The organism is Corynebacterium halotolerans YIM 70093 = DSM 44683 (assembly GCF_000341345.1).
Taxonomy (GTDB): domain Bacteria; phylum Actinomycetota; class Actinomycetes; order Mycobacteriales; family Mycobacteriaceae; genus Corynebacterium; species Corynebacterium halotolerans.
Genome location: NC_020302.1, coordinates 208,484 through 226,374, shown reverse-complemented (window position 1 = coordinate 226,374; position 17,891 = coordinate 208,484). Strand labels below are relative to the sequence as shown.

At 70.3% G+C, this 17,891-nt stretch carries 21 protein-coding genes; 11 read left to right on the top strand and 10 right to left on the bottom strand.

Annotated features, from left to right (window positions below):
* Positions 1-44: 44 nt before the first annotated feature.
* Positions 45-821, bottom strand: coding sequence for a TSUP family transporter (locus A605_RS01045; RefSeq protein ID WP_027004186.1), 777 nt, complete (start codon positions 819-821; stop codon positions 45-47).
* Positions 822-946: 125 nt separating this feature from the next.
* Here A605_RS01045 and A605_RS01040 point away from each other — a divergent pair, with 125 nt between their 5' ends.
* Positions 947-2,005: an AbrB family transcriptional regulator gene (locus A605_RS01040; protein WP_015399648.1), complete on the top strand. Its 1,059-nt coding sequence runs from the start codon at positions 947-949 to the stop codon at positions 2,003-2,005.
* A gap of 24 nt (positions 2,006-2,029) precedes the next feature.
* Here the strand turns inward: A605_RS01040 and A605_RS01035 are convergent, their stop codons facing one another.
* Positions 2,030-2,383 (bottom strand): YciI family protein, encoded by a 354-nt coding sequence (locus tag A605_RS01035; protein ID WP_015399647.1) that lies wholly within the window; start codon positions 2,381-2,383, stop codon positions 2,030-2,032.
* Positions 2,384-2,487: 104 nt separating this feature from the next.
* Between A605_RS01035 and A605_RS14700 the strand changes: the two genes are divergently transcribed.
* Both A605_RS14700 and A605_RS14695 read left to right on the top strand, forming a co-directional pair.
* Complete coding sequence (locus tag A605_RS14700; protein WP_051625623.1) at positions 2,488-2,712, top strand: hypothetical protein; 225 nt, start codon at positions 2,488-2,490, stop codon at positions 2,710-2,712.
* Positions 2,700-3,026, top strand: a complete 327-nt coding sequence (locus A605_RS14695; RefSeq protein ID WP_149029362.1) for a hypothetical protein — start codon at positions 2,700-2,702, stop codon at positions 3,024-3,026. The genes A605_RS14700 and A605_RS14695 overlap by 13 nt, the downstream gene beginning before the upstream one ends.
* Before the next feature lie 188 nt (positions 3,027-3,214).
* Here the strand turns inward: A605_RS14695 and A605_RS01025 are convergent, their stop codons facing one another.
* On the bottom strand, positions 3,215-4,888 hold the full coding sequence (locus A605_RS01025) for a DUF885 domain-containing protein (protein ID WP_015399646.1): 1,674 nt from the start codon (positions 4,886-4,888) through the stop codon (positions 3,215-3,217).
* A gap of 100 nt (positions 4,889-4,988) precedes the next feature.
* A complete protein-coding gene (locus A605_RS01020; RefSeq protein WP_015399645.1) occupies positions 4,989-6,035 on the bottom strand; it encodes a TIGR00730 family Rossman fold protein in 1,047 nt (348 codons plus the stop codon).
* Between the two features lie 63 nt (positions 6,036-6,098).
* On the opposite strand from A605_RS01020, the gene A605_RS01015 reads away from it, so the two are divergent.
* The gene (locus A605_RS01015; protein WP_015399644.1) at positions 6,099-6,881 is read left to right on the top strand and encodes an NAD-dependent deacylase; all 783 of its coding nucleotides are present in this window, start codon (positions 6,099-6,101) and stop codon (positions 6,879-6,881) included.
* A gap of 53 nt (positions 6,882-6,934) precedes the next feature.
* Here the strand turns inward: A605_RS01015 and A605_RS01010 are convergent, their stop codons facing one another.
* On the bottom strand, positions 6,935-7,549 hold the full coding sequence (locus A605_RS01010; protein ID WP_015399643.1) for an HD domain-containing protein: 615 nt from the start codon (positions 7,547-7,549) through the stop codon (positions 6,935-6,937).
* 104 nt (positions 7,550-7,653) lie between these two features.
* On the opposite strand from A605_RS01010, the gene A605_RS01005 reads away from it, so the two are divergent.
* The 3 genes from A605_RS01005 to A605_RS00995 all read left to right on the top strand — a co-directional run bounded on the left by A605_RS01005 (position 7,654) and on the right by A605_RS00995 (position 9,469).
* Positions 7,654-8,157, top strand: coding sequence for a DJ-1/PfpI family protein (locus A605_RS01005; RefSeq protein ID WP_015399642.1), 504 nt, complete (start codon positions 7,654-7,656; stop codon positions 8,155-8,157).
* Between the two features lie 74 nt (positions 8,158-8,231).
* Positions 8,232-8,567, top strand: a complete 336-nt coding sequence (locus A605_RS01000) for a PadR family transcriptional regulator (protein WP_015399641.1) — start codon at positions 8,232-8,234, stop codon at positions 8,565-8,567.
* A gap of 14 nt (positions 8,568-8,581) precedes the next feature.
* Positions 8,582-9,469, top strand: a complete 888-nt coding sequence (locus A605_RS00995; RefSeq protein ID WP_015399640.1) for a DUF5808 domain-containing protein — start codon at positions 8,582-8,584, stop codon at positions 9,467-9,469.
* Positions 9,470-9,525: 56 nt separating this feature from the next.
* Here A605_RS00995 and A605_RS00990 read toward each other — a convergent pair whose 3' ends face one another.
* Positions 9,526-10,080 (bottom strand): DUF421 domain-containing protein, encoded by a 555-nt coding sequence (locus tag A605_RS00990; RefSeq protein ID WP_015399639.1) that lies wholly within the window; start codon positions 10,078-10,080, stop codon positions 9,526-9,528.
* A gap of 159 nt (positions 10,081-10,239) precedes the next feature.
* Between A605_RS00990 and A605_RS14690 the strand changes: the two genes are divergently transcribed.
* The 3 genes from A605_RS14690 (at position 10,240) to A605_RS00975 (ending at position 13,941) form a co-directional block, all read left to right on the top strand.
* Entirely contained in the window at positions 10,240-11,358 is a 1,119-nt protein-coding gene (locus A605_RS14690) for an LppP/LprE family lipoprotein (protein ID WP_015399638.1), read from the top strand.
* Between the two features lie 37 nt (positions 11,359-11,395).
* On the top strand, positions 11,396-12,685 hold the full coding sequence (locus tag A605_RS00980) for an MFS transporter (RefSeq protein ID WP_015399637.1): 1,290 nt from the start codon (positions 11,396-11,398) through the stop codon (positions 12,683-12,685).
* Positions 12,686-12,762: 77 nt separating this feature from the next.
* A complete protein-coding gene (locus tag A605_RS00975; protein WP_015399636.1) occupies positions 12,763-13,941 on the top strand; it encodes an ROK family transcriptional regulator in 1,179 nt (392 codons plus the stop codon).
* 20 nt (positions 13,942-13,961) lie between these two features.
* On the opposite strand, the gene A605_RS00970 is transcribed toward A605_RS00975, so the two are convergent.
* From A605_RS00970 to A605_RS00960, 3 genes are all read right to left on the bottom strand, one after another.
* Positions 13,962-14,390, bottom strand: coding sequence for a DUF1877 family protein (locus A605_RS00970; RefSeq protein WP_015399635.1), 429 nt, complete (start codon positions 14,388-14,390; stop codon positions 13,962-13,964).
* 120 nt (positions 14,391-14,510) lie between these two features.
* Positions 14,511-15,701, bottom strand: a complete 1,191-nt coding sequence (locus A605_RS00965) for a MinD/ParA family ATP-binding protein (RefSeq protein WP_015399634.1) — start codon at positions 15,699-15,701, stop codon at positions 14,511-14,513.
* 134 nt (positions 15,702-15,835) lie between these two features.
* Positions 15,836-16,405, bottom strand: coding sequence for a GNAT family N-acetyltransferase (locus tag A605_RS00960; protein WP_034990453.1), 570 nt, complete (start codon positions 16,403-16,405; stop codon positions 15,836-15,838).
* Positions 16,406-16,549: 144 nt separating this feature from the next.
* On the opposite strand from A605_RS00960, the gene A605_RS00955 reads away from it, so the two are divergent.
* Positions 16,550-17,263 (top strand): ion transporter, encoded by a 714-nt coding sequence (locus A605_RS00955; protein WP_244429001.1) that lies wholly within the window; start codon positions 16,550-16,552, stop codon positions 17,261-17,263.
* Between the two features lie 402 nt (positions 17,264-17,665).
* On the opposite strand, the gene A605_RS00950 is transcribed toward A605_RS00955, so the two are convergent.
* A complete protein-coding gene (locus tag A605_RS00950; protein ID WP_015399631.1) occupies positions 17,666-17,881 on the bottom strand; it encodes a hypothetical protein in 216 nt (71 codons plus the stop codon).
* Between the last annotated feature and the right edge of the window lie 10 nt (positions 17,882-17,891).

The following is a 17,891-nucleotide window of genomic DNA, read 5'->3' as shown; positions in this document are numbered from 1 at the left end:
CACCTGTAAATTTCTGGGAATTCACTGCCAACTTCGCCCGGCCTTCATCGGCCGCTGAGCTGCTGCCACCCCAGGTAGACGCTCATGACCACCACCAGCACCAGCAGCGCCCCGCGCACGAACCTCGCACCCCCGCCGAGCACCGTGCGCGCGCCCAGCTGCGCACCGAGGATATTCGCCACCGCCAGCACCAGGCCGAGCAGCCACCACACGTGCCCGCCGGCCGCGAAGACCACCAGCGCGCCGAGGTTCGTGGCGGTGTTGACCACCTTCGCCATCGCCGCGGAGACCAGGAAGTTCTGGCTCAGCAGCGCCGTGAACGCCATGATGAGGAACATGCCGGTGCCGGGGCCGAAGATGCCGTCGTAGAAGGCGATCACGCCCACCAGCGCGAGCACCGCCCAACGCCGCCACCCGCCCGGTAGCGCCGACCCCTCACCGGTGCCGAAGGACGGGCGCAACGCCACGAACGTGCCCACCGCCAGCATCAGCACGATGATCACCGGCCGCATCACCGCGGTGTCGATCAGGCTCGCGGCCAGCGCCCCCGCCCCCGAGCACAGCAGCGCCAGCGGCACGTAGCCCGCCAGCACGCTTACCGACGGCCGCACCTTCCGCACCATCATGACCGCCGCCGACGCCGTGCCCGACACCGCGGCCAGCTTGTTCGTAGCCAACGCGGTGGCCGGGGCCAGCTGCGGGGCCACCGCGAGGATCAGCGGGATGAGCACCAGCCCACCGCCGCCGATGACCGCGTCCACCCACCCGGCCACCGCCGCGCCGGCCAGGAGCAGCGCCCAGCCCGACAACTCCAGTCCCACCATCGGTCGCCTTCCGCCTCATTGCCGATTCCCCGAAGCCTAGCCGCCGCGTGCTGTCCCGGACCGGGTTTCGCGGGTGACTAGACTGACATCCGGTAATTACGGATCCAGGTGGAGGGGGGCGGATGTTCAACCGGACGGTCGCGCTGCGCTGGATGATCGTGGCCCCGCTGTCCCTCCTGCTCGGCTGGTTGTTCACCTGGTGGCAGGTCCCCGCCTCCTGGATCCTGGCGGCCATCGTCGCCGCTGGGGCGTGCGCGCTGATCACCGGCGACGAGTTGCCGGTCAGCGAGGACTTCTACGGTTTCGGCCGCGGGGTGATCGGCATTCTCGCCGCCGTGCCGCTGGTGGGTGTGCCGTTCGCGGCGCTCGCGGGTTACCTGCTGCCCGGCCTGGCCGTCGCGGTGGTCACCCTCGGCGTCGGCGTCGTCGGAGGCCTGCTGCTCGCGCGCTCCCAGGCGAGGATCAGCCGGGAGACGGGCATCCTCTCGATGCTCGCGGGCGGGGCGTCGGTCATGCCGGTCCTGGCGCGCGAACTCGGCGCCGACTTCCGCTTCGTCTCCCTGACCCAGTACCTGCGGCTGCTGGCCGTCTCGGTGTCCCTGCCGCTGATCACCGCCCTGTTCCCGCCACCCGGCGGCGGAACCGGGAGCACCGGTGACGGGACGTCGCAGGTGTGGTGGGTGCTGCTGATCATCGTGGCGGTCGCCCTCTTCGGCGCCCGGCTCGGCCGTCTGCTGCACCTGCCTGTGCCGAGCGTGCTGGGCCCGCTGCTGATCACGGTGGTGATCTCCCTGCTCCTGCCGGATCACCTGAGCATGGCGCCGCCGGAGATCTTCCGCGTGCTGGCCTTCCTGAGCATCGGGTGGATGTGCGGCGGCGCACTGTCGATTCCGGCGCTCAAGGCCTTCTCGCGGCAGCTGCCCGCCACCGTCACGTTCATCGTGGTGATCATCGGCGCCTGCGCACTGACCGCGGTGCCGCTGACCCACTGGCTGAACATCACCTACTTCGAGGCCTACCTGGCCACCAGTCCCGGCGCCCTGGAGACGGTGCTCGCCCTGTCCAGTGAGGGCGGGGCGGGCCCCGCGGTCGTCGCGCTCCAGCTCATCCGGCTGCTGTCCGTGCTGCTGCTCGCCGGCTGGCTGCCGCAGCTCATCCGGCTGATCACCCGCGGGAGGTAGGGCCGGCGGCGGCCGGGCGGTGGGTCAGCCCTCGAACTGGCGGACCTCCACCGGCTGGTGACAGGCCTTCGCGGCGCGCCCGGCTACGGCCAGGGCGCTCTGGCGGTCCGGGACGTCGATGATCCAGAAACCGCCGAGCTGCCTGCCGACGACGTCCGAGACCGGTCCGTCCACGACGTGGCCGGCCGGGAACGCCGTGCTGGCGACCTCCGGGGGATTCAGCGCGCCGGCGAAGACGAGCTGCCCGTCCTTCTCCAGCTGGCTGTTGAGGTCGTCGACCGCGGCGAAGGCGGTCTGGGCGTCCTCCTCGGTCTCGTAGGTGCCGCCGGCGGCCTGGACGCCGGGCTCGTGGTGGACGGAGAGCATGAACTGGGACATGGCGGGCTCCTCCTGGTCGGTATCGGTCGGTATCGGGGGACTCTGGGTGAGCCCGAGCCTACCGACAGAGAGTGACCCGGGTCGCCGGATTAAGGTGCCGGTACGTGACCGCCGAGAAACTCATCACGGAAATCTGCGTGCCCTGGGTGTCCAACACCGCCCTGTTCCTCATCCTCGGGCTCGCCCTGGATGCGGTGGCCCCGGGAGTGACCGCCGCCCTGCTGACCGGGGTGGCCCCGATGGCACTGATCTTCTGGCTGATCCGCCGCGGACGCGTCGGCGACCACCACGTCATCGCCCGCAATCAACGGGGCGTGTGTTCGCGATGATCCTGGGTCTGCCGGCGTTGCCCGGTGTCCTGCTCGCCGTGCTGGCCACCCCACGGGAGATCTGGGTGGCGGTGGCCGCGGCCGTCGGCTTCATCCTGCTGTTCGCCGTGGTGAACGCGGCCGGGGTCAAGATCTCCGTGCACCTCGGCGCCTGGGCCACCCACTGGATGTTCCTGGGAATCGTCATTTCGCCGTGGTGGTGGCTGATGCTCCTCCTCACACCGGCGGTGGCGTGGTCGCGGCTGAGACTCGTGCACCACACGCGCACGGAGCTCATCGGGGTGTGCTCGCGGCGGCGGTGGTCGTGGGGCTGACGCTGCCGGCGCTCTAAGGACGGTACTGACGTCCACCCCGTTGCAGAGGGGCGGTTTGTCCCTGAAACACCCGCCCGCCGGGGGATTTCCGGGACAAACCGCCCCTTTGCAACGCACGGGCGAAAAGCCGGCCGGCGCGGAAACCCTTGGATCCCACGCCGGCCCGGCACAACAGCCCCCTGGAACTCCTAGTCCAGCACCTGCTCACGCAGGATCGACATCGGAATGGATCCCAGCCGCAGCGCGGTGGCGTGGAACTCGGCCTGGGTCTGGCCCTGGGCGAGTGCCTCGTCGCGGGTCCGCTGCCACAGGCGCTGGCCGAGGGCGTAGGAGGGCGCCTGGCCGGGCCAGCCGAGGTAGCGGTTGATCTCGAAGGTCAGGTTGGCCTCGTCCATGGCGGTGTTCTCCCGGAGGAAGGACTTGGCGTAGGAGGAGTCCCATACGCCGGTACCCTCCGGCACACGCTTGCCCAGGTGGACGCCGATGTCGAGGACGACGCGGGCGGCGCGCAGCCGCTGGGCGTCGAGCAGCCCCATGCGGGTGCCCGGGTCCTCGTGGTAGCCGAGCTCGGCCATGAGCTGTTCGGCGTAGAGGGCCCAGCCCTCGCCGTGGCCGGAGTTCCAGCAGGCCACCCGCCGCCACAGGTTGAGGTTGTCCTGCTCAGCGATGGCCTGACCGATCTGCAGGTGGTGGCCGGGCACGCCCTCGTGGAAGACGGTGGTCAGCTCCTGCCAGGTGTGGAAGGTGTCCTGGCCCTTCGGCACGGACCACCACATACGGCCCGGACGGGAGAAGTCGTCGCTCGGCGGGGTGTAGAAGATGCCGCCGGTGCCGGCGGGGTCGATGCGGCACTCGATGGTGCGCACCGGATCGGGGATGGTGAAGGTGGTGCCCTGGAGGTCGGTGACGGCCCGGTCGGCGGTCCTCTGCATCCAGGCAAGCAGCTCGTCGGTGCCGCGGAGGGTGTAGCGGGCCTCGGAGTTGAGCTTGCGGTAGGCCTGCTTGACGGTGGCGCCCGCGCCATAGAGTTCACGGGCGATGTGCTGCTGTTCGGCGGTGATCTCCGCCAGGCGGCGCAGGCCCCACTCGTAGGCCTCGTCGAGGTCGACCTGGTCGCCGACGAACAGGTGGGAGAACAGCTCGTAGCGGTCGCGGCCGACGGCGTCCTCGTGCGGGGCCTGGCTGACCAGGTGCTCGGAGAGCCAGTCGGCGAACTCGGCGAAGGCCTCCTTGGCCCCGGTCACTTCCCTGGAGTCGGCGTCGACGCCGAGGTTCTCCAGCATGGAGCCCGAGTCGGCGAGATCCTCGCACTGGGAGATGACCTCGTCCACCTGGCGGTGCGCCGCGACCCGGCCGTGACCGGCGGCCACGGTCAGGGACTCGCGGTAGCCGGCCAACGACTTACGGACCTTGGACAGGCGGGAGCGGATCGCGTCGATCTGCTCGGGCGTCTCGGAGGGCATGATCAGGAAGGCGTCGCGGATCGTCTGGACCGGCGAGTCGATGTTGTTGAGCTGGCGCAGGTCCTCGCCGTGGTGGTGCAGGTCGAGGTCCAGGCAGAGGCGGTCGCGCAGGACGGCGGCGGTGACGTGGTCGACCTCGTCGAAGTCGTCCTCGTCGTCGGATTCATCGGTGCCGTCGTCGAAGGCGTCGACGTCGGCGATCATCTCGCGGGTGCGGTCCGCGATGGCAGCCCAGTACTCGGGGGAGAAGTCCTGCAGCTCCCCCTCGTAGCCGGGGATGCCCCATGCAGTCGCATCAGTCGGCGACAGCGCCGCCAGGTCGTGGACGAACCCCTCACAGGAGGCGTCCAGCAGCGACGGCGTGCGCTTCACGGTGTCAACGGAAGTCTCGGGACTCATGACAGGTGAGTGTAGCCCTCCGCCCGCCCCCGATTCCACCCGGGAACTTTCCGCAAAGACACAGGTTGATAACACCGGTGCTGCGGGCCGGACCACCAGGTCAGTCCCATTTCCTGCCCGGGGCTGTCCAACCGTCGAAACGCGCGAGCACCTCCGCGGGCGTGTCGGCGACCACCAGGGCGTCGAGGTACTTGCCCCGCAGGAAGCCCTCGTCGACGGCGCGGCGCAGCATCTCCACCAACGGATCCCAGAATCCCTCCGTATTACAGAGCCCGATGGGCCCGGTCAGATGGCCGAGCTGCTGCATGGTCAGCACCTCGAAGAGCTCCTCGAGCGTGCCCGCCCCACCCGGCAGCGCGATGAAGGCGTCCGCCAGGTCCTCCATCCGGGTCTTGCGCTCGGCCATGGTCTCCACAACGTCGAGACGGCCCAGCCCGCGGTGGGCCATCTCCCGGTCGACGAGCTGACGGGGGATGACGCCGATGGTCTCCCCGCGCCTGTCGACGACCGCGTCGGCCACCGTGCCCATCAAACCGACATCACCACCGCCGTAGATCAACGTCAGGCCGCGGGCGGCCAGCTCGTGGCCGAGGTCACGGGCGGCGTCGGCGTACTCCTCGCGCGCCCCGTAGGAGGAACCGCAGTAGACGGCCACCGAGCGGATCGGGTGCTCGGGCCCCAGCTGCAGCAGCATCACACCGGGGGTGAGGTGGTCGGTGAAGCCCTTGCGCCGGTAGAGCCGCCGGGCGGGGTTGCCGTCCTCCACCGACAGGGACAGCCCCGGCCACCCCGCGGCGCGGCCGTCCTGGAGGATGAGGTCGATCAGCCGCCCACCGATGCCGGCGTTGCGGTGGGAGGCGGTGACGTGAATCCACAGCTCCGGGATGTCGTCACTGATGTGCCCGTAGCCCTGCGCGAACACGGCCGCCGCCATGCCGACGGCCTTGCCGCCCGACAGGACGACGTGGCCGACGTCGCCGCGCGCCGGGTCGAAGGGCAGGTACACCGACAGCGGCGGGGCGTCGAGGTCGGCGTGGGTGAAGCGCTCGGCGGTGCGGTTGAAGTTCCTCAGGAGCGCCTCGGCGCGCAGGTCGCGGTCGCCCGCCTCCATGGGGCGGAAGGTGAGGTCAGCGGATTCCCGGGTCATGCCCGCGAGTTTAGGCGGGATGAAACCCTCGCGGGCGCGCCGCTGCGCCGCTAACGTGGTGTCATGGACGCTGCCGACACTCAGCTTGCCGACGCCCTGCGCCTCGCCCGGCGGGCCCGCACGATCGAGGTCTTCACCGGCGCCGGGATGAGCGCCGAATCCGGCCTGGTCACCTTCCGCGACAAGGACACCGGCCTGTGGTCGAAGGTCGACCCAGCCGCGTTCGCGTCGATCGAATCCTGGGCGAAGGACCCTGAACCGATGTGGGCCTGGTACCTGTGGCGCTCGAAGCTGGCGGGCCAGGCGGATCCCAATGCGGGCCACCGCGCCATCGGCGACTGGGGCGAGCTCGACGGCGTTGAGCGGGTCGGCGTGACGACACAGAACATCGACAACCTGCACGAACGTGGCGGGGCACAGGACGTGGTCCACCTGCACGGCTCACTCTTCGACTACCGCTGCAGCATCTGCTCCCGCCCCTGGGAGGGTGAGGTGGAGGTGCCCGACGAGCCGGTGGAGCGGATGACCCCGCCGGCCTGCTCACTGTGCGACAACCTCGTGCGCCCGGGTGTGGTGTGGTTCGGCGAGTCCCTGCCCCAGCGGGAGTGGGCGTTGGCTGAGCAGCGGATGCGCGAGGCCGATCTGGTGGTCATCGTGGGCACCTCCGGGATCGTGCAACCGGCGGCCTCGCTGCCGCTGATCGCCGCGGAACGGGGTACACCGCTGCTGGAGATCTCCCCGGAGGAGACGGAACTGTCGCGGTTGGCGGACGTGTCCTGGCGCACGACGGCGGCCGCCGGCCTGCCCGAGCTGGTCATGGGGGTGAAGGTGGACGGCCTGGCGTGAGGCGGGCGCACCGGTCGGTGGCGCTTTTCGACGCCCGCCCGCCCCGCGGGCGACTACTCCGGCCAGGCGTTGCCGCGGATGACCTCGACGAAGTCGCCGCGCTCGAAGCCGGGCACGAAGTGCTCGAGGACATCGGCCTTGGCGTTTCCGAAGGTGGTCTCGGGGCGCTCCCTGATGCCCTCGGTGAAGGCGGCGAGGATGCCGTTCTTGAAGTCGGGGCGCGGGTGGGCGGCGACGATCTCGGCGCGCTGTCCGTCGGTGACGGTATCGAAACCCAGGCCGAGCACGTCGTGTTCGACGCCGCGGGTGACCAGGGCGATCTCGGGGTCCATGTGCAGCGCGATCGCGGTCCACACCTTCCCGGCGGCCTCGTCGGCGATACCGCGGGCGGCCAGGAACTTCCGGGCCTCGTCGGCGCCGTCGATCTCGAAGCGCTGGTCGGTGCGGCGGTAGGTCTCGGTCAGGCCGAGGTCGTGGAACATCGCGCCGACGTAGAGCAGCTCCGGGTCGTAGTCGAGGCCGTCGCGCTGGCCGCGCAGCGCGCCGAACAGGTAGACACGGCGGGAGTGGTCGTAGACCAGGGGCGTGGCGACGTCGCGGACGAGTTCGGTCGCCTCCTTCGCCAGGGTCGAGTCGGGGATGGTGATGCCGACGATGGTCTCGGTCATGGGGTTCCTCCTTGGGTGGCTCCGGTATTCCTCCGTTCCCCAGTGCGGTGGTGTGGCTGGCCTGGTGCCATGTCCTTTCGGTCAGGAATCCCACGGAACCCGACATGAGGCGGGCCGGCTTCCTCGTCTTCGACAGCGTGACCATGCTAGATGTCTCCGGGCCGGCCGAGGTGTTCAGCCGCGCCCGCGGCTACGAGTTGGTGATGCTCTCGCCGTCCGGTGCCGATGCCGCCACCGGCACCGGCACCGGACTCACCATCACAGGCGCCCTCCCCGTCACCCGCGAGGTCGCCGCCACGCTCGACACTGTGATCATCCCCGGTTCCGACACCCTGCCGGAGCGGCCGTGGGATCCGGACCTTCTCGACGCCGCGGCGGTGCTCGCCGATGGCCCGGGCCGGGTGGCCAGGGTGCGCACCGGTGCGTTCATCCTCGCCGAGCTCGGGCTCCTCGACGGCCGCCGCGCCACCACCCACTGGCGCAATGCCCGCGACTCGGGCTTCGGTAGCGGTGAGAGTCTGCGGCGGGCCTTTGACCGCCACCTGCAGACCACCCCCTCGGAGTCCGGAATCCGCCCCTGGAATCCACTCTTAGGCACTACCCACTAGTAGGCATCACATGCTAGACTAGTTGGCAACACCAGGTACTGGGTTATGAACCATAGAAAGCGAGGAGCAACCGGATGCCCCCTCAACCCACCGCCACCCAACTGCGCAAGGGAGTCCTCGAGCTCGCGATCCTCACCCTGCTCGCGGAGGAGGAGTCCTACGGCGCCGAACTGGTCGACCGCCTCAGCCACCACCCCGGCCTGGCCGCGCCCGCCGGCACCGTCTACCCCCTGCTCACCCGTCTGACCCGCGCCAAAGCCCTGACCACCCGCTGGCAGGAGTCCCCCGTGGGGCCACCCCGCAAGTACTACTCACTGACCCGGGAGGGCCACGAACTGCGCACCACCCTCACCGAGGACTGGCGCCTGCTCGTCGACGCCATGACCACCCTGCTCCCCGACCCCGCCTAAAGGAGGGATCCCCGATGTCCCACACACCCACCGATTACCTGTCCGCCCTGCGCAGGCAACTGGGGGGCCACACCTCCCTGTCTGCCACCGAAATCACCGACACCCTCGACGAGCACCGTGACCTGATCACGGAGCTCGCCGCCACCGGCGCGGATCTGGGGGACGAACTCGGCGACCCGCAGTCCTACGCCGAGGCCACCGCCGCCGAGTTCGACACCATGGACGAGGGCCCCGACACCGCAGAGAAGTCCCAGGGCTCCCTCGGCGGGGTCCCCTTCGATTTCCGCGGATTCCGCAGCCGGGGAGCACGTCGCCGCATCTGGGCCCCGCAGGATCCGAGAATCTTCCAGCCACACCTGTTCGGCCTGGGCTGGAGCATTAACCTCGGGGCCGTGGCCGTGCGCCTCGGCCTGATCCGCCCCGACGACATCGACGCCGACGTCGTCGCGGCCATCCCCACCCCCGTCATGGAGGCAGCCCGGGCCGTCCCCGCAATCCTCACCGCCGCCGCGGCCCTCACGCTGGCGGCGGGCTGGCGGGAGCTGCCGACCACCGTGCCGCTGAACTTCACGCTCGGGGGCGAGCCCCGCGGGCGTCGGTACCCGAAGGCCGTCACACTCGCCCTCCCGGCGGCGGGCGCGGGGCTCTCCGCCCTGCCGTACCTCCCGTCGACACGGGCGGACCGGGAGGATGCGTTGCGCGCCGCGTCGGTCGGCGCGCTCATCGGCGCGGGCACGCTGGGCACGGCGGCCTCGCTTGTCGCCGGGGCGCGCGGACACCGGCGGCCGGGACTGTTCTCCACCGCGGCTCTCGGGCTTGGCATCGCCGCCTCCGTGGGCGTGCTCATCGGCCCGTTCTGGGCGGGACTGGGCCGCGTGTGGCGCCACGAGGGGGTGCGGTAGCGGCAACACTCCGGTCCCGGGCGGGGCGGCCCGCCTCTCCGCGAGGCCGGCTCGGCTCACCGCAGCAGCTCCGCGCCGCGCACCCCCTCGAGCAGTTCCGCGTCGATGGGCTGGCCGCGCCGGAACAGGGACAACTCTCCACTGGGCTCCGCGATGAGTGCCTGGACCTCGCCCAGCGAACCGATACCCGCGCGCCGGAGCACGGCATTGATGTCCAGACGCGAGAGGTGGGTGCGACGCAGGGCCTTTTCCACCACTTCACCGTGGGCGACGACGACCACCGGTCCACCCTGGAGCAGGGCACGCAGGCCCGTGGTCGAGCGGACCGCACCGAAGAACGCCTCCATGGCCATGAGCGTGGCCAGGCCAACCACGCCGGCGGCGAGGGTGGGCGGGTGGCCGATGACCACGCGCCCGGCAACCGCGCCGAACATGACGAGGACCACCGCGTCGAAGACCGTCAGGCGGGCGAGCACCCGGGGCGTGAACAGCCTGACCAGCAGGAGAAACGCCAGGTAGATGCCGATGGCAGAGAGCATCACCACGGGAATGCGCCAGAGTTCGATGCCCAGCGCCGGCCCAACGAGCGCCACCCACTCCTCGAGATCCATCACGGCGTGAACTCTACGCGAGCCCGCCACCCCTCCCCCGCCCACGCCGCGGAGGGACCCCCGTACCCCCAAACCCCCGAACCCGGTGCGCCAGCCCCTGAGGTTTCCTAAGCTCTGGGATGAGGGTCACAACTCGCCCGGCGGTCGAAAGGATCCATCGTGAGACCTCGAACTGCTTCCCGCGCGGCGACCGGCACCGTCGCCGCCCTCCTACTGCTGAGCGCCTGTGCCACGCGGCCGGATGAACCCGGGGCGACGACCGGCTCGGCCACCGGGGACACCACGGAGACAACCACCGCCGAGGCCACCACCGACACCGCCGCCTGTGCGGGCTCCGACCTCGACCTGGCGGAGACCTCCTTCGGCCGCTACACCCCGCTACGCGTCGTTGACACGGGCGTGAGCAACGTCTGGTTCAACTTCGAGATCGTCGACAACCGCTTCGACCCCTGCCTGCCATTGAGCTGGGTGACGCTGAGCGGGACGAACGGGGACCGCTCCCAGCCGGAGGGCGGTCCGGCGACCATCGCGGAGGCGGTGGTGTTCTTCCACCACGACACACCGGTCACCGACCCACCGCCGGTGCAGTTCCGCGAGATCCGGGCGGTCGAACGCGCGGCCGACGACACCGTCGAGGTGACCTACGGCCACGCCGGCGGGGCGAACGCCGACGGCGTGACCGAGACCTTCACCGTCACCCACACCTGGGACGACACCCGGATGGTCACCGGCGGCCCCGACGCCACGGCCTACGAGGAGGCGGCCAGCTTCCTGCTCACCCTGAATTTGAACTCCCTTCCCCCGCCGCACGACGCCCCATCGGTCCTGCTGGGCAATGCCGGCGACTCCCGATTGGCCGCGCAGCACAGCCTCCGGCGCCGCACTGAGGCGCTGATAGCGACGATGCCCCTGGACAACGCGTGGATGACCTGCTCGTTCGCCTCCCCGGCGGCCCCCATCTCCTGCCGTGGGGAAGGGGTGTCGTGGCCCGTGATACCCGAGGGTTTCACCGAGCGGACGTCCTGGCAGGGTCCCGGTCCGGCGAGCGGTCTGGGCATCGGGTACCTGCCGACGACCGTATCCACCACCGGCGACCCGTCCCCCATGCCGGATCCGGAGGTCGAGCTCCCGGACGAGGCCCTGAGCCGGGTGGGGACCTATCTGGTGGACACCAGCGGTGACACCGTGGTCATCTCCTCCGGGCGTTCCGGGGTGGAGGTCGGCAAGGTGGGCATCCGGCTGACCGAGGTCTCCCACGTGGACACCTCGCGCTGGTGAGCCGGGGACGCCAGGGCAGGCGCTAGCATTTCCCCGCGTGAGCCTCCGAGACTATTTCGCCGACACCCGGCCCCTGCAGGTCCCCGCGTACAAGCGCCTGTGGGTGGCCAATATCGCGACGGTGATCGGCGCACAGCTGACCGTGGTGGCGGTGCCCGCCCAGATCTACTCGATCACCGACTCCTCGGCCTACGTCGGACTGACCGGCCTGTTCGGCCTGGTGCCGCTGGTGATCTTCGGACTCTACGGCGGATCGATCGCGGACTCCTTCGACAAGCGGAAGGTGCTCGTCGTCAGCACCGCGGGCATGATTCTCTCGGCGGCGGCGTTCTGGGCGCTGTCCGCGATGGGCAACACCAACGTGTGGTGGCTGCTGCTGACGTTCTCGCTGCAGCAGGCGTTCTTCGCGGTCAACCAACCCACCCGCACCGCGGTGTTCCGCTCCATCCTGCCGATCGACCTGCTGCCCGCCGGGGCGAGCCTGAACATGATGCTCATGCAGGCCGGCGCGATCGTCGGCCCGCTGATCGCCGGCGCGCTGATCCCCTTCATCGGCTACTCGTGGCTGTACTTCCTCGACGCCGTACTCCTGCTGCCGACCCTGGGCGCAGTGCTGGCGTTGCCCGCCCTGCCACCGAAGGGTGAGAAACAGCGGGCCGGTTTCCGCAGCGTGCTCGACGGTCTGACCTACCTGCGCGGGCAACCGGTGCTGCTGGTGGCGATGCTGCTGGATCTGATCGCCATGACCTTCGGCATGCCGCGGGCGCTGTACCCGGAGATCGCCGCCGAGAACTTCGGCGAGCACGACCAGGGCGGCGTCATGCTGGCGCTGTTGTACTCCTCGATGGCCGCGGGCGCCGTGCTGGGCGGCCTGCTCTCCGGGTGGATCTCACGGGTGGTGCGCCAGGGCCTGGCCGTCATGGTGTGCATCATCCTCTGGGGCGCGTTCGTCGTCGCGGCCGGTGTCGGCGTGCTCATGAGCCCCGGCGCGGTGACGTTCTGGGCGTGGCTGGTGATCATCATGCTGGTCTTCGGCGGCGCGGCCGACATGTTCTCCGCGTCGCTGCGCACGGCGATTCTGCAGCAGTCCGCGGCCGAGCACGTGCAGGGACGCATCCAGGGGGTCTACATCGTGGTGGTCGTCGGCGGGCCGCGACTCGCCGATGTCCTGCACGGCTGGGCCGCGGCACCCCTCGGCGTCGGGTGGGCGACGCTGTCGGGTGGCGCGCTCGTCATCATCGGCACGCTGCTGTGCGCGGTGTTCGTGCCCTCGTTCACGCGCTACCGCCGGCCGCCGGTGACGGAGGTCTCCCATGAGGGAAGTTAGGGCAGGCTTAGACAGCTTTGTCTGTTTCTGCTCGATTTCATTAGACAAAGTTGTCTAAGACTGTTTACTATGCTGGCATGACCACCGCAGGCACCCTGTTCTCCCGCCCCCGGACGCCCGCGGCGAAATGCCTGCACCTGGTGCGTCTGCATCAGATCGTCACCCGCAGCGAACTCGTCGAGGCCACCGGGTTGTCCCAACCCACGATCACCCGCGCCATCGGCGCCCTGGTCCGGGCAGGCCTCGTCCAGGAGCGCAACGACCTCACCCGCTCGCAGGGACGCGGGCGCCCCACCATCCCCCTGGAGCTGGCCCCCAGCCAGCAGCTGCACGCGGGAATCGCCGTCGGCACGTCGACGACCTACATCGGGCTCTACGACCTCAAGGGCCGCACCATCCGCGACGCCGACGTGCCCACCCCCGTGGCCCAGCTGAGCGAGGCCGACTTCATCGAGCACGTCATGGCCGGACTCAACCGTCTGACCGCGGGCCTCGACCGGCCCCTGGCGTCGGTCGGGGTGACCACCTCGGGCCGGGTCAGCGAGGACGGCGTCGTCGATGCCCCGAACCTCGGCTGGCACGGCGTGGACGTCGCGGCCCGCCTGCGCTACCAGTTCGCCGTGCCGGTCCTGGTCTCCGCGGCGGTGCCCGCCATCCTCGGCTCCGAGATCCAGGCCGGCGGTCTGCCCGGCCCCGGCGAGGGCACGCCCACCGAGCTCGCACTGTTCGCCGACGACTCCATCGGTGCGGCCGTCTCCGGGACCCACGGGGTGCACCAGGTGGACACTCTGCCCGTCACCGCCGGTGAGGTGCTCGACACCGCCGGGCTGCCCACCGAGGAGGCCCTGGCCAATGCCGGCGTGCTCCACCGCATCCGCGACCACGGCGTAGAGCTTGACAGCCTGCCCGCGGCGGTGGCCGCCAGCCAGCACAACGACGAAGTCAGGAAGCTGCTCGACGACCGGGCGGTACTGCTCGCCGACGTCGCGGTGCAGCTCGCCGAGGAGCACCGGCCGTCGACGATCGTCGTGGCCGGCTCCGCCTTCGTCGACGACCCGAAGGCCCCGAAGCTCTTCGCCTCCGCGGTGCGCTCCCGGCTGGGTTCCGCCGCCGAGGGCGTGGAACTGCGCCTGATCCCCACCCACCGCGAGATCGTGCGCGCCATCGCCCGCGCCGTGGCCCTCGACCCGCTGCTGCGCGAGCCACTGGCGCTGGTGCAGGAACCGGTGACGGCCCCGGCCGGGCGGGGGCGGTAGGGGCACGCGGTGGCCCGGCGTCAGTTGAACACGATCAACACGGCGTCGCCGCGCTCGGCGGCCTGCGCGTAGAAGTCCGACAGCTCCCCGAAGGCGCGGGCGATCTCACCCTCGGTTTCCTCACCGAGCAGCTGTTCCAGGGCCGGCGTGCCGGCCGCCTCGACCTCGGCGGGATCGGCGTCGGCAAGCACCTGCGCGAGCGCGGCGGTGTACTCCGGGTCCACCGCCCCCACCGGTGGGTCCTCACCCCACTCCTCGACGCCCGAGACCGACGAGGCACCCGGGCCGTCGGCCAGCCCGGCCTGCACTCCGACCCAGAACCTGTCGACGCCCAGGGCCGGGAGAGCGTTTGCGTTCAGCAGATCGAGGACAGCGTCCACCGGCTCCGGCAGCGCCTTGAGCTCCCCGTAGCGTTGTGCGGGAACGGACACGAAGTTCGGAATCAGCACGGTAATCCTCCTCAGGTCCGGCGACTTCGACGGGGACCAGCTGCGGAATTCCCCGCCTACCTCGGACAATAACACCGGCGGGGGCGTCAGCGGAAGGGGTTTGCCGGTGGTGCGCACGACCTAATGCCCCGGTGCCGCGTGCCGGTGCCGGCTGTCGAAGTCCTCGGCGACGGTCGCGGCCAGCTCCAGGTAGGACGCGCGGGTCTTCTTCGACAGCAGCTCCAGGTCGATCGTCGCCCCCTCCGACAGATGACGGTCGAAGGGAACCAGGTGCACCGCGCGCGCCCGAGACCGGAAGTGGCCCACCAGCTGCTCCATGTCGATCGTCGCCTGGCCGGGGTGGGCGGCGGAGATGACGACGACCGCGTTGGCCGCCAGCTGTTCGTAACCGTGCAGATTCAGCCAGTCCAGCGTCGCCGAGGCGGACTGTGCGCCGTCAAGCGCGGGTGAGGTGATCAGGACGAGGGTGTTGGCCAGATCCAGCACCCCGGACATCGCCGAGTGCATCAGGCCCGTGCCGCAGTCGGTGAGCATCACGTTGTAGTGGTGCTGCAGGATGTCGATGGCGTAGCGGTAGTCGTCCTCGCTGAAGGCCTCCGACACGGCCGGATCCCGCTCCGAGCCGATGACCTCCAGGCGGGACTTCGCCTGTGTGGTGAACCGGCGGACGCTGGTGTACCGGGAGGTGTCCTCCGCGGCGAGCAAATCCCGGATGGTGGCCGGCCCCGGCGCCGCGACCCGCTGGGCGAGGGTGCCCAGGTCCGGGTTGGCGTCGATGGCGATGACCCGGTCACCGCGCACGCTGGCAAAGACCCCGCCGAGCGCGACCGTGGTGGTTGTCTTGCCGACCCCGCCCTTCAGCGACATCACGGCAATGCGGTAGTCGCCGCGCAGCGGACGCCGGATCTTCTCCAGCAGACGCTCGTGCTCGAGCTCCTTCTCGGATTCGCCGGGGTTGACGTACCCGCCGGTGACGTCGTGGACGAGCCTGCGCCAACCCTTGCGCGGGGCGGGCTTGACCGGGTTGACCAGGTTCGACTGGTCCAGTGCGGGTGGTGGGGTCAGATCGTAGGGGCCGGGTTCCGGTTTCCGGCGCGGCGGGTGCGGTGGTGGTGGCGACGGGACCTGCACAGGCTCCACGGCCGAGGTTTCCGGTGCCGGTTCCTCGAGGTGGTGGCGACCGAGTGTCTCCACGTCCCCGGTCCGCGGCCACTCCGGAAGTTCCGGTTCAACGGCCGTGGTGGCCTCCCCTTCCTCCGCCACCACGGCGGCGTGCGGTACCCCCGCGTGTTCCCGCGCCTCCGCGCTCATCCTCAGCCACGGCGGCAGCTTTTCCCCGTACTCAGACCCCGAAGCCATCTTTCCCCCCAAGCAGTGTTCGGCGACAGCAGGCCCCAACGACTCCGCATCGTAGCCAGAACCCGTGCATCCCGCTGTCCGAGCAGCTACTCCCCTGCTCCGTCCCCGTCCCCGTCCGTCGACAGCAGCGAGTACATCGCCAGGTCGCGGTACGCCCCGTGCAGGTACTCCCGGTCACGGGCGATGCCCTCGAACTGGAAGCCGCAGCGTTCCGCGACGCGTCGCGAAGCGATGTTGTCCACCGCCGCCAGCAGCTCCACGCGGTGGCAGCCGTGGGTGAAGGCGTGGCGGGTGGCCAGGAGCAGTGCCTCCTTCGCCGCTCCCCGGCCGCGCGCCCACGGGGCGGTGCGGTAGCCGACGTCGACGTATCCCGCGTGGGGGTAGACCCCGCGCAGCTCGATGACGCCGGCCAGGGAATCCGGCTCGTCGAGCAGCTCGATGGCCCAGATCATCGCCCGGGAGGCGTCCTGCGCGCCACGGATGTAGTCGAGGGCGGTGTCGCGGGTGTACTCGTCCGGTAGCGGGGAATACCGGATGGTGTCCGGATCGGTGCTGGTGGCGACGAGATTGTCCGCGTCCGCCTCGCGTAGCGGGCGCAGCCGGATCCGCCCGCCCTCGAGGACGGTCACCGGCAGGGGCCACGTGGGGGAATCCATGCGCCCGAGCATAGGTGCGGGACCGGTCGGGGTGCCAAGGATCGCGGCCCCGGGGGCCGCCTGGAGTGGTAGGTTCGGCACCAACCGAACGAAACCGGGCGCCGGGACCCGTCCCCGAATACCCCTCAGGGAGGTCGACCCACCGTGAGCAGCCGACCCTCTCCCCCGCCGTCCGAGCGGATGGCGGCCGCCGAGGCCCTGGCGGCCCGCCTGGACCGGCCGATGGGTTTTCTCGGCGTGCTCTTCCTCTTCGTGGCCCTGGGTCAGCTGCTGGTCACCGAACCGGGCTGGACGCGGATCCTGGGCATCACCGGATGGGTGTTCTGGGCGATCTTCGTCGCCGAATTCCTGCTGCGCGCCTATCTCGCCGGTTTCCAGGCCGCGTTCTGGCGGCGCAACTGGTGGCAGGTCATCTTCCTGCTGGTCCCCTTCCTGCGGTTCTTCCGAGCATTGCGGGCGGTCCGCGCCCTGCGGGTGACGCGGGTGGCCCGGGTGGGCGGCATCGTCTCGGCCGGGGTGCGCGGGTCGCGGTCCGCCGGTCGACTCCTGTCCAACCGAATCGGGTGGCTGGTGTCCGTGACCGTCGTCGTCATCCTGGCCGCCAGTCAGCTGCTGTACGCCATGGAGTCGCAGACGGACTACACCACGGCCCTGTACGAGGCCGCCCTGGCCACCATCACCGGCAGCGGCATCACCACCGACGATCCGTTCTCCAAGGTGCTGCAGCTTATCCTGGCGGTGTACTCGGTCGCGGTGTTCGCCACCCTGGCCGGCTCGCTGGGCGCTTTCTTCCTGCATGGCGAGCCCGCGGCGACTCCCCCGGACATAGTAGAGGAGCACCCCGATCGGCGGCCGTGAATCCGATGCCGGCAGTCCGGTGTCCGGCGGTTCCGTCGGTCCAGGGTATTCCCCTCTCCCCGAATGCTTCACAGGTTCCCGCCCCCAGAACCGGCCCCGTCGCCGAAGCAGGCGATCTCCCTTGTCGCCCTGGCCGGTTGCACGGTGTTCCACGGACGGAAACGGCTGACGAGGGCCACGCCAGCCGTGGTGTCGTGTCCGCTCAGTTTTCGGCGGAAGCAGAGTGACTCCCGCCCCGGAAGTTGCCGGCGCTCGGCCCCTTCTCGTGGGGCAGAAGGCGATGACACGACGCCCCATCAGACAGACCCGCCGCGGGTCCCGGGGTCACGACACGGAGTCTCCCCCGAGACCCGGCACAGCTTGGGCCAGCTGTTCATCGAGTACCGGAACACCGCGACTGTCTCACAGGGCGCCGTTCTCCCACGGGCCGATGATGGCATCTGTGATGCAGGGAGTCTGCACATTGAAGAACAGAATCCAGCCCGCCCAGGCGGTGGCCCCCGCCAGCTCGCTGATGCTGGAAGGACTCACCGGGTCGCAGATCTGGCCCTCGGCGGTGACACGGCGCAGCGGATCGGTGGCACCCCGTATCTTGAGAAGTTGTTGCCTTCCGTCCATTAGGAGGGCG

Bases quoted from the DNA above. Each gene is read 5' to 3' on its own strand.
- A605_RS01040 (WP_015399648.1), top strand. From the start codon at position 947: ATGTTCAACCGGACGGTCGCGCTGCGCTGGATGATCGTGGCCCCGCTG.
- A605_RS01035 (WP_015399647.1), bottom strand. From the start codon at position 2,383: ATGTCCCAGTTCATGCTCTCCGTCCACCACGAGCCCGGCGTCCAGGCC.
- A605_RS01025 (WP_015399646.1), bottom strand. From the start codon at position 4,888: ATGAGTCCCGAGACTTCCGTTGACACCGTGAAGCGCACGCCGTCGCTG.
- A605_RS01020 (WP_015399645.1), bottom strand. From the start codon at position 6,035: ATGACCCGGGAATCCGCTGACCTCACCTTCCGCCCCATGGAGGCGGGC.
- A605_RS01015 (WP_015399644.1), top strand. From the start codon at position 6,099: ATGGACGCTGCCGACACTCAGCTTGCCGACGCCCTGCGCCTCGCCCGG.
- A605_RS01010 (WP_015399643.1), bottom strand. From the start codon at position 7,549: ATGACCGAGACCATCGTCGGCATCACCATCCCCGACTCGACCCTGGCG.
- A605_RS01005 (WP_015399642.1), top strand. From the start codon at position 7,654: ATGAGGCGGGCCGGCTTCCTCGTCTTCGACAGCGTGACCATGCTAGAT.
- A605_RS01000 (WP_015399641.1), top strand. From the start codon at position 8,232: ATGCCCCCTCAACCCACCGCCACCCAACTGCGCAAGGGAGTCCTCGAG.
- A605_RS00995 (WP_015399640.1), top strand. From the start codon at position 8,582: ATGTCCCACACACCCACCGATTACCTGTCCGCCCTGCGCAGGCAACTG.
- A605_RS00990 (WP_015399639.1), bottom strand. From the start codon at position 10,080: ATGGATCTCGAGGAGTGGGTGGCGCTCGTTGGGCCGGCGCTGGGCATC.
- A605_RS00975 (WP_015399636.1), top strand. From the start codon at position 12,763: ATGACCACCGCAGGCACCCTGTTCTCCCGCCCCCGGACGCCCGCGGCG.
- A605_RS00965 (WP_015399634.1), bottom strand. From the start codon at position 15,701: ATGAGCGCGGAGGCGCGGGAACACGCGGGGGTACCGCACGCCGCCGTG.
- A605_RS00960 (WP_034990453.1), bottom strand. From the start codon at position 16,405: ATGGATTCCCCCACGTGGCCCCTGCCGGTGACCGTCCTCGAGGGCGGG.
- A605_RS00950 (WP_015399631.1), bottom strand. From the start codon at position 17,881: ATGGACGGAAGGCAACAACTTCTCAAGATACGGGGTGCCACCGATCCG.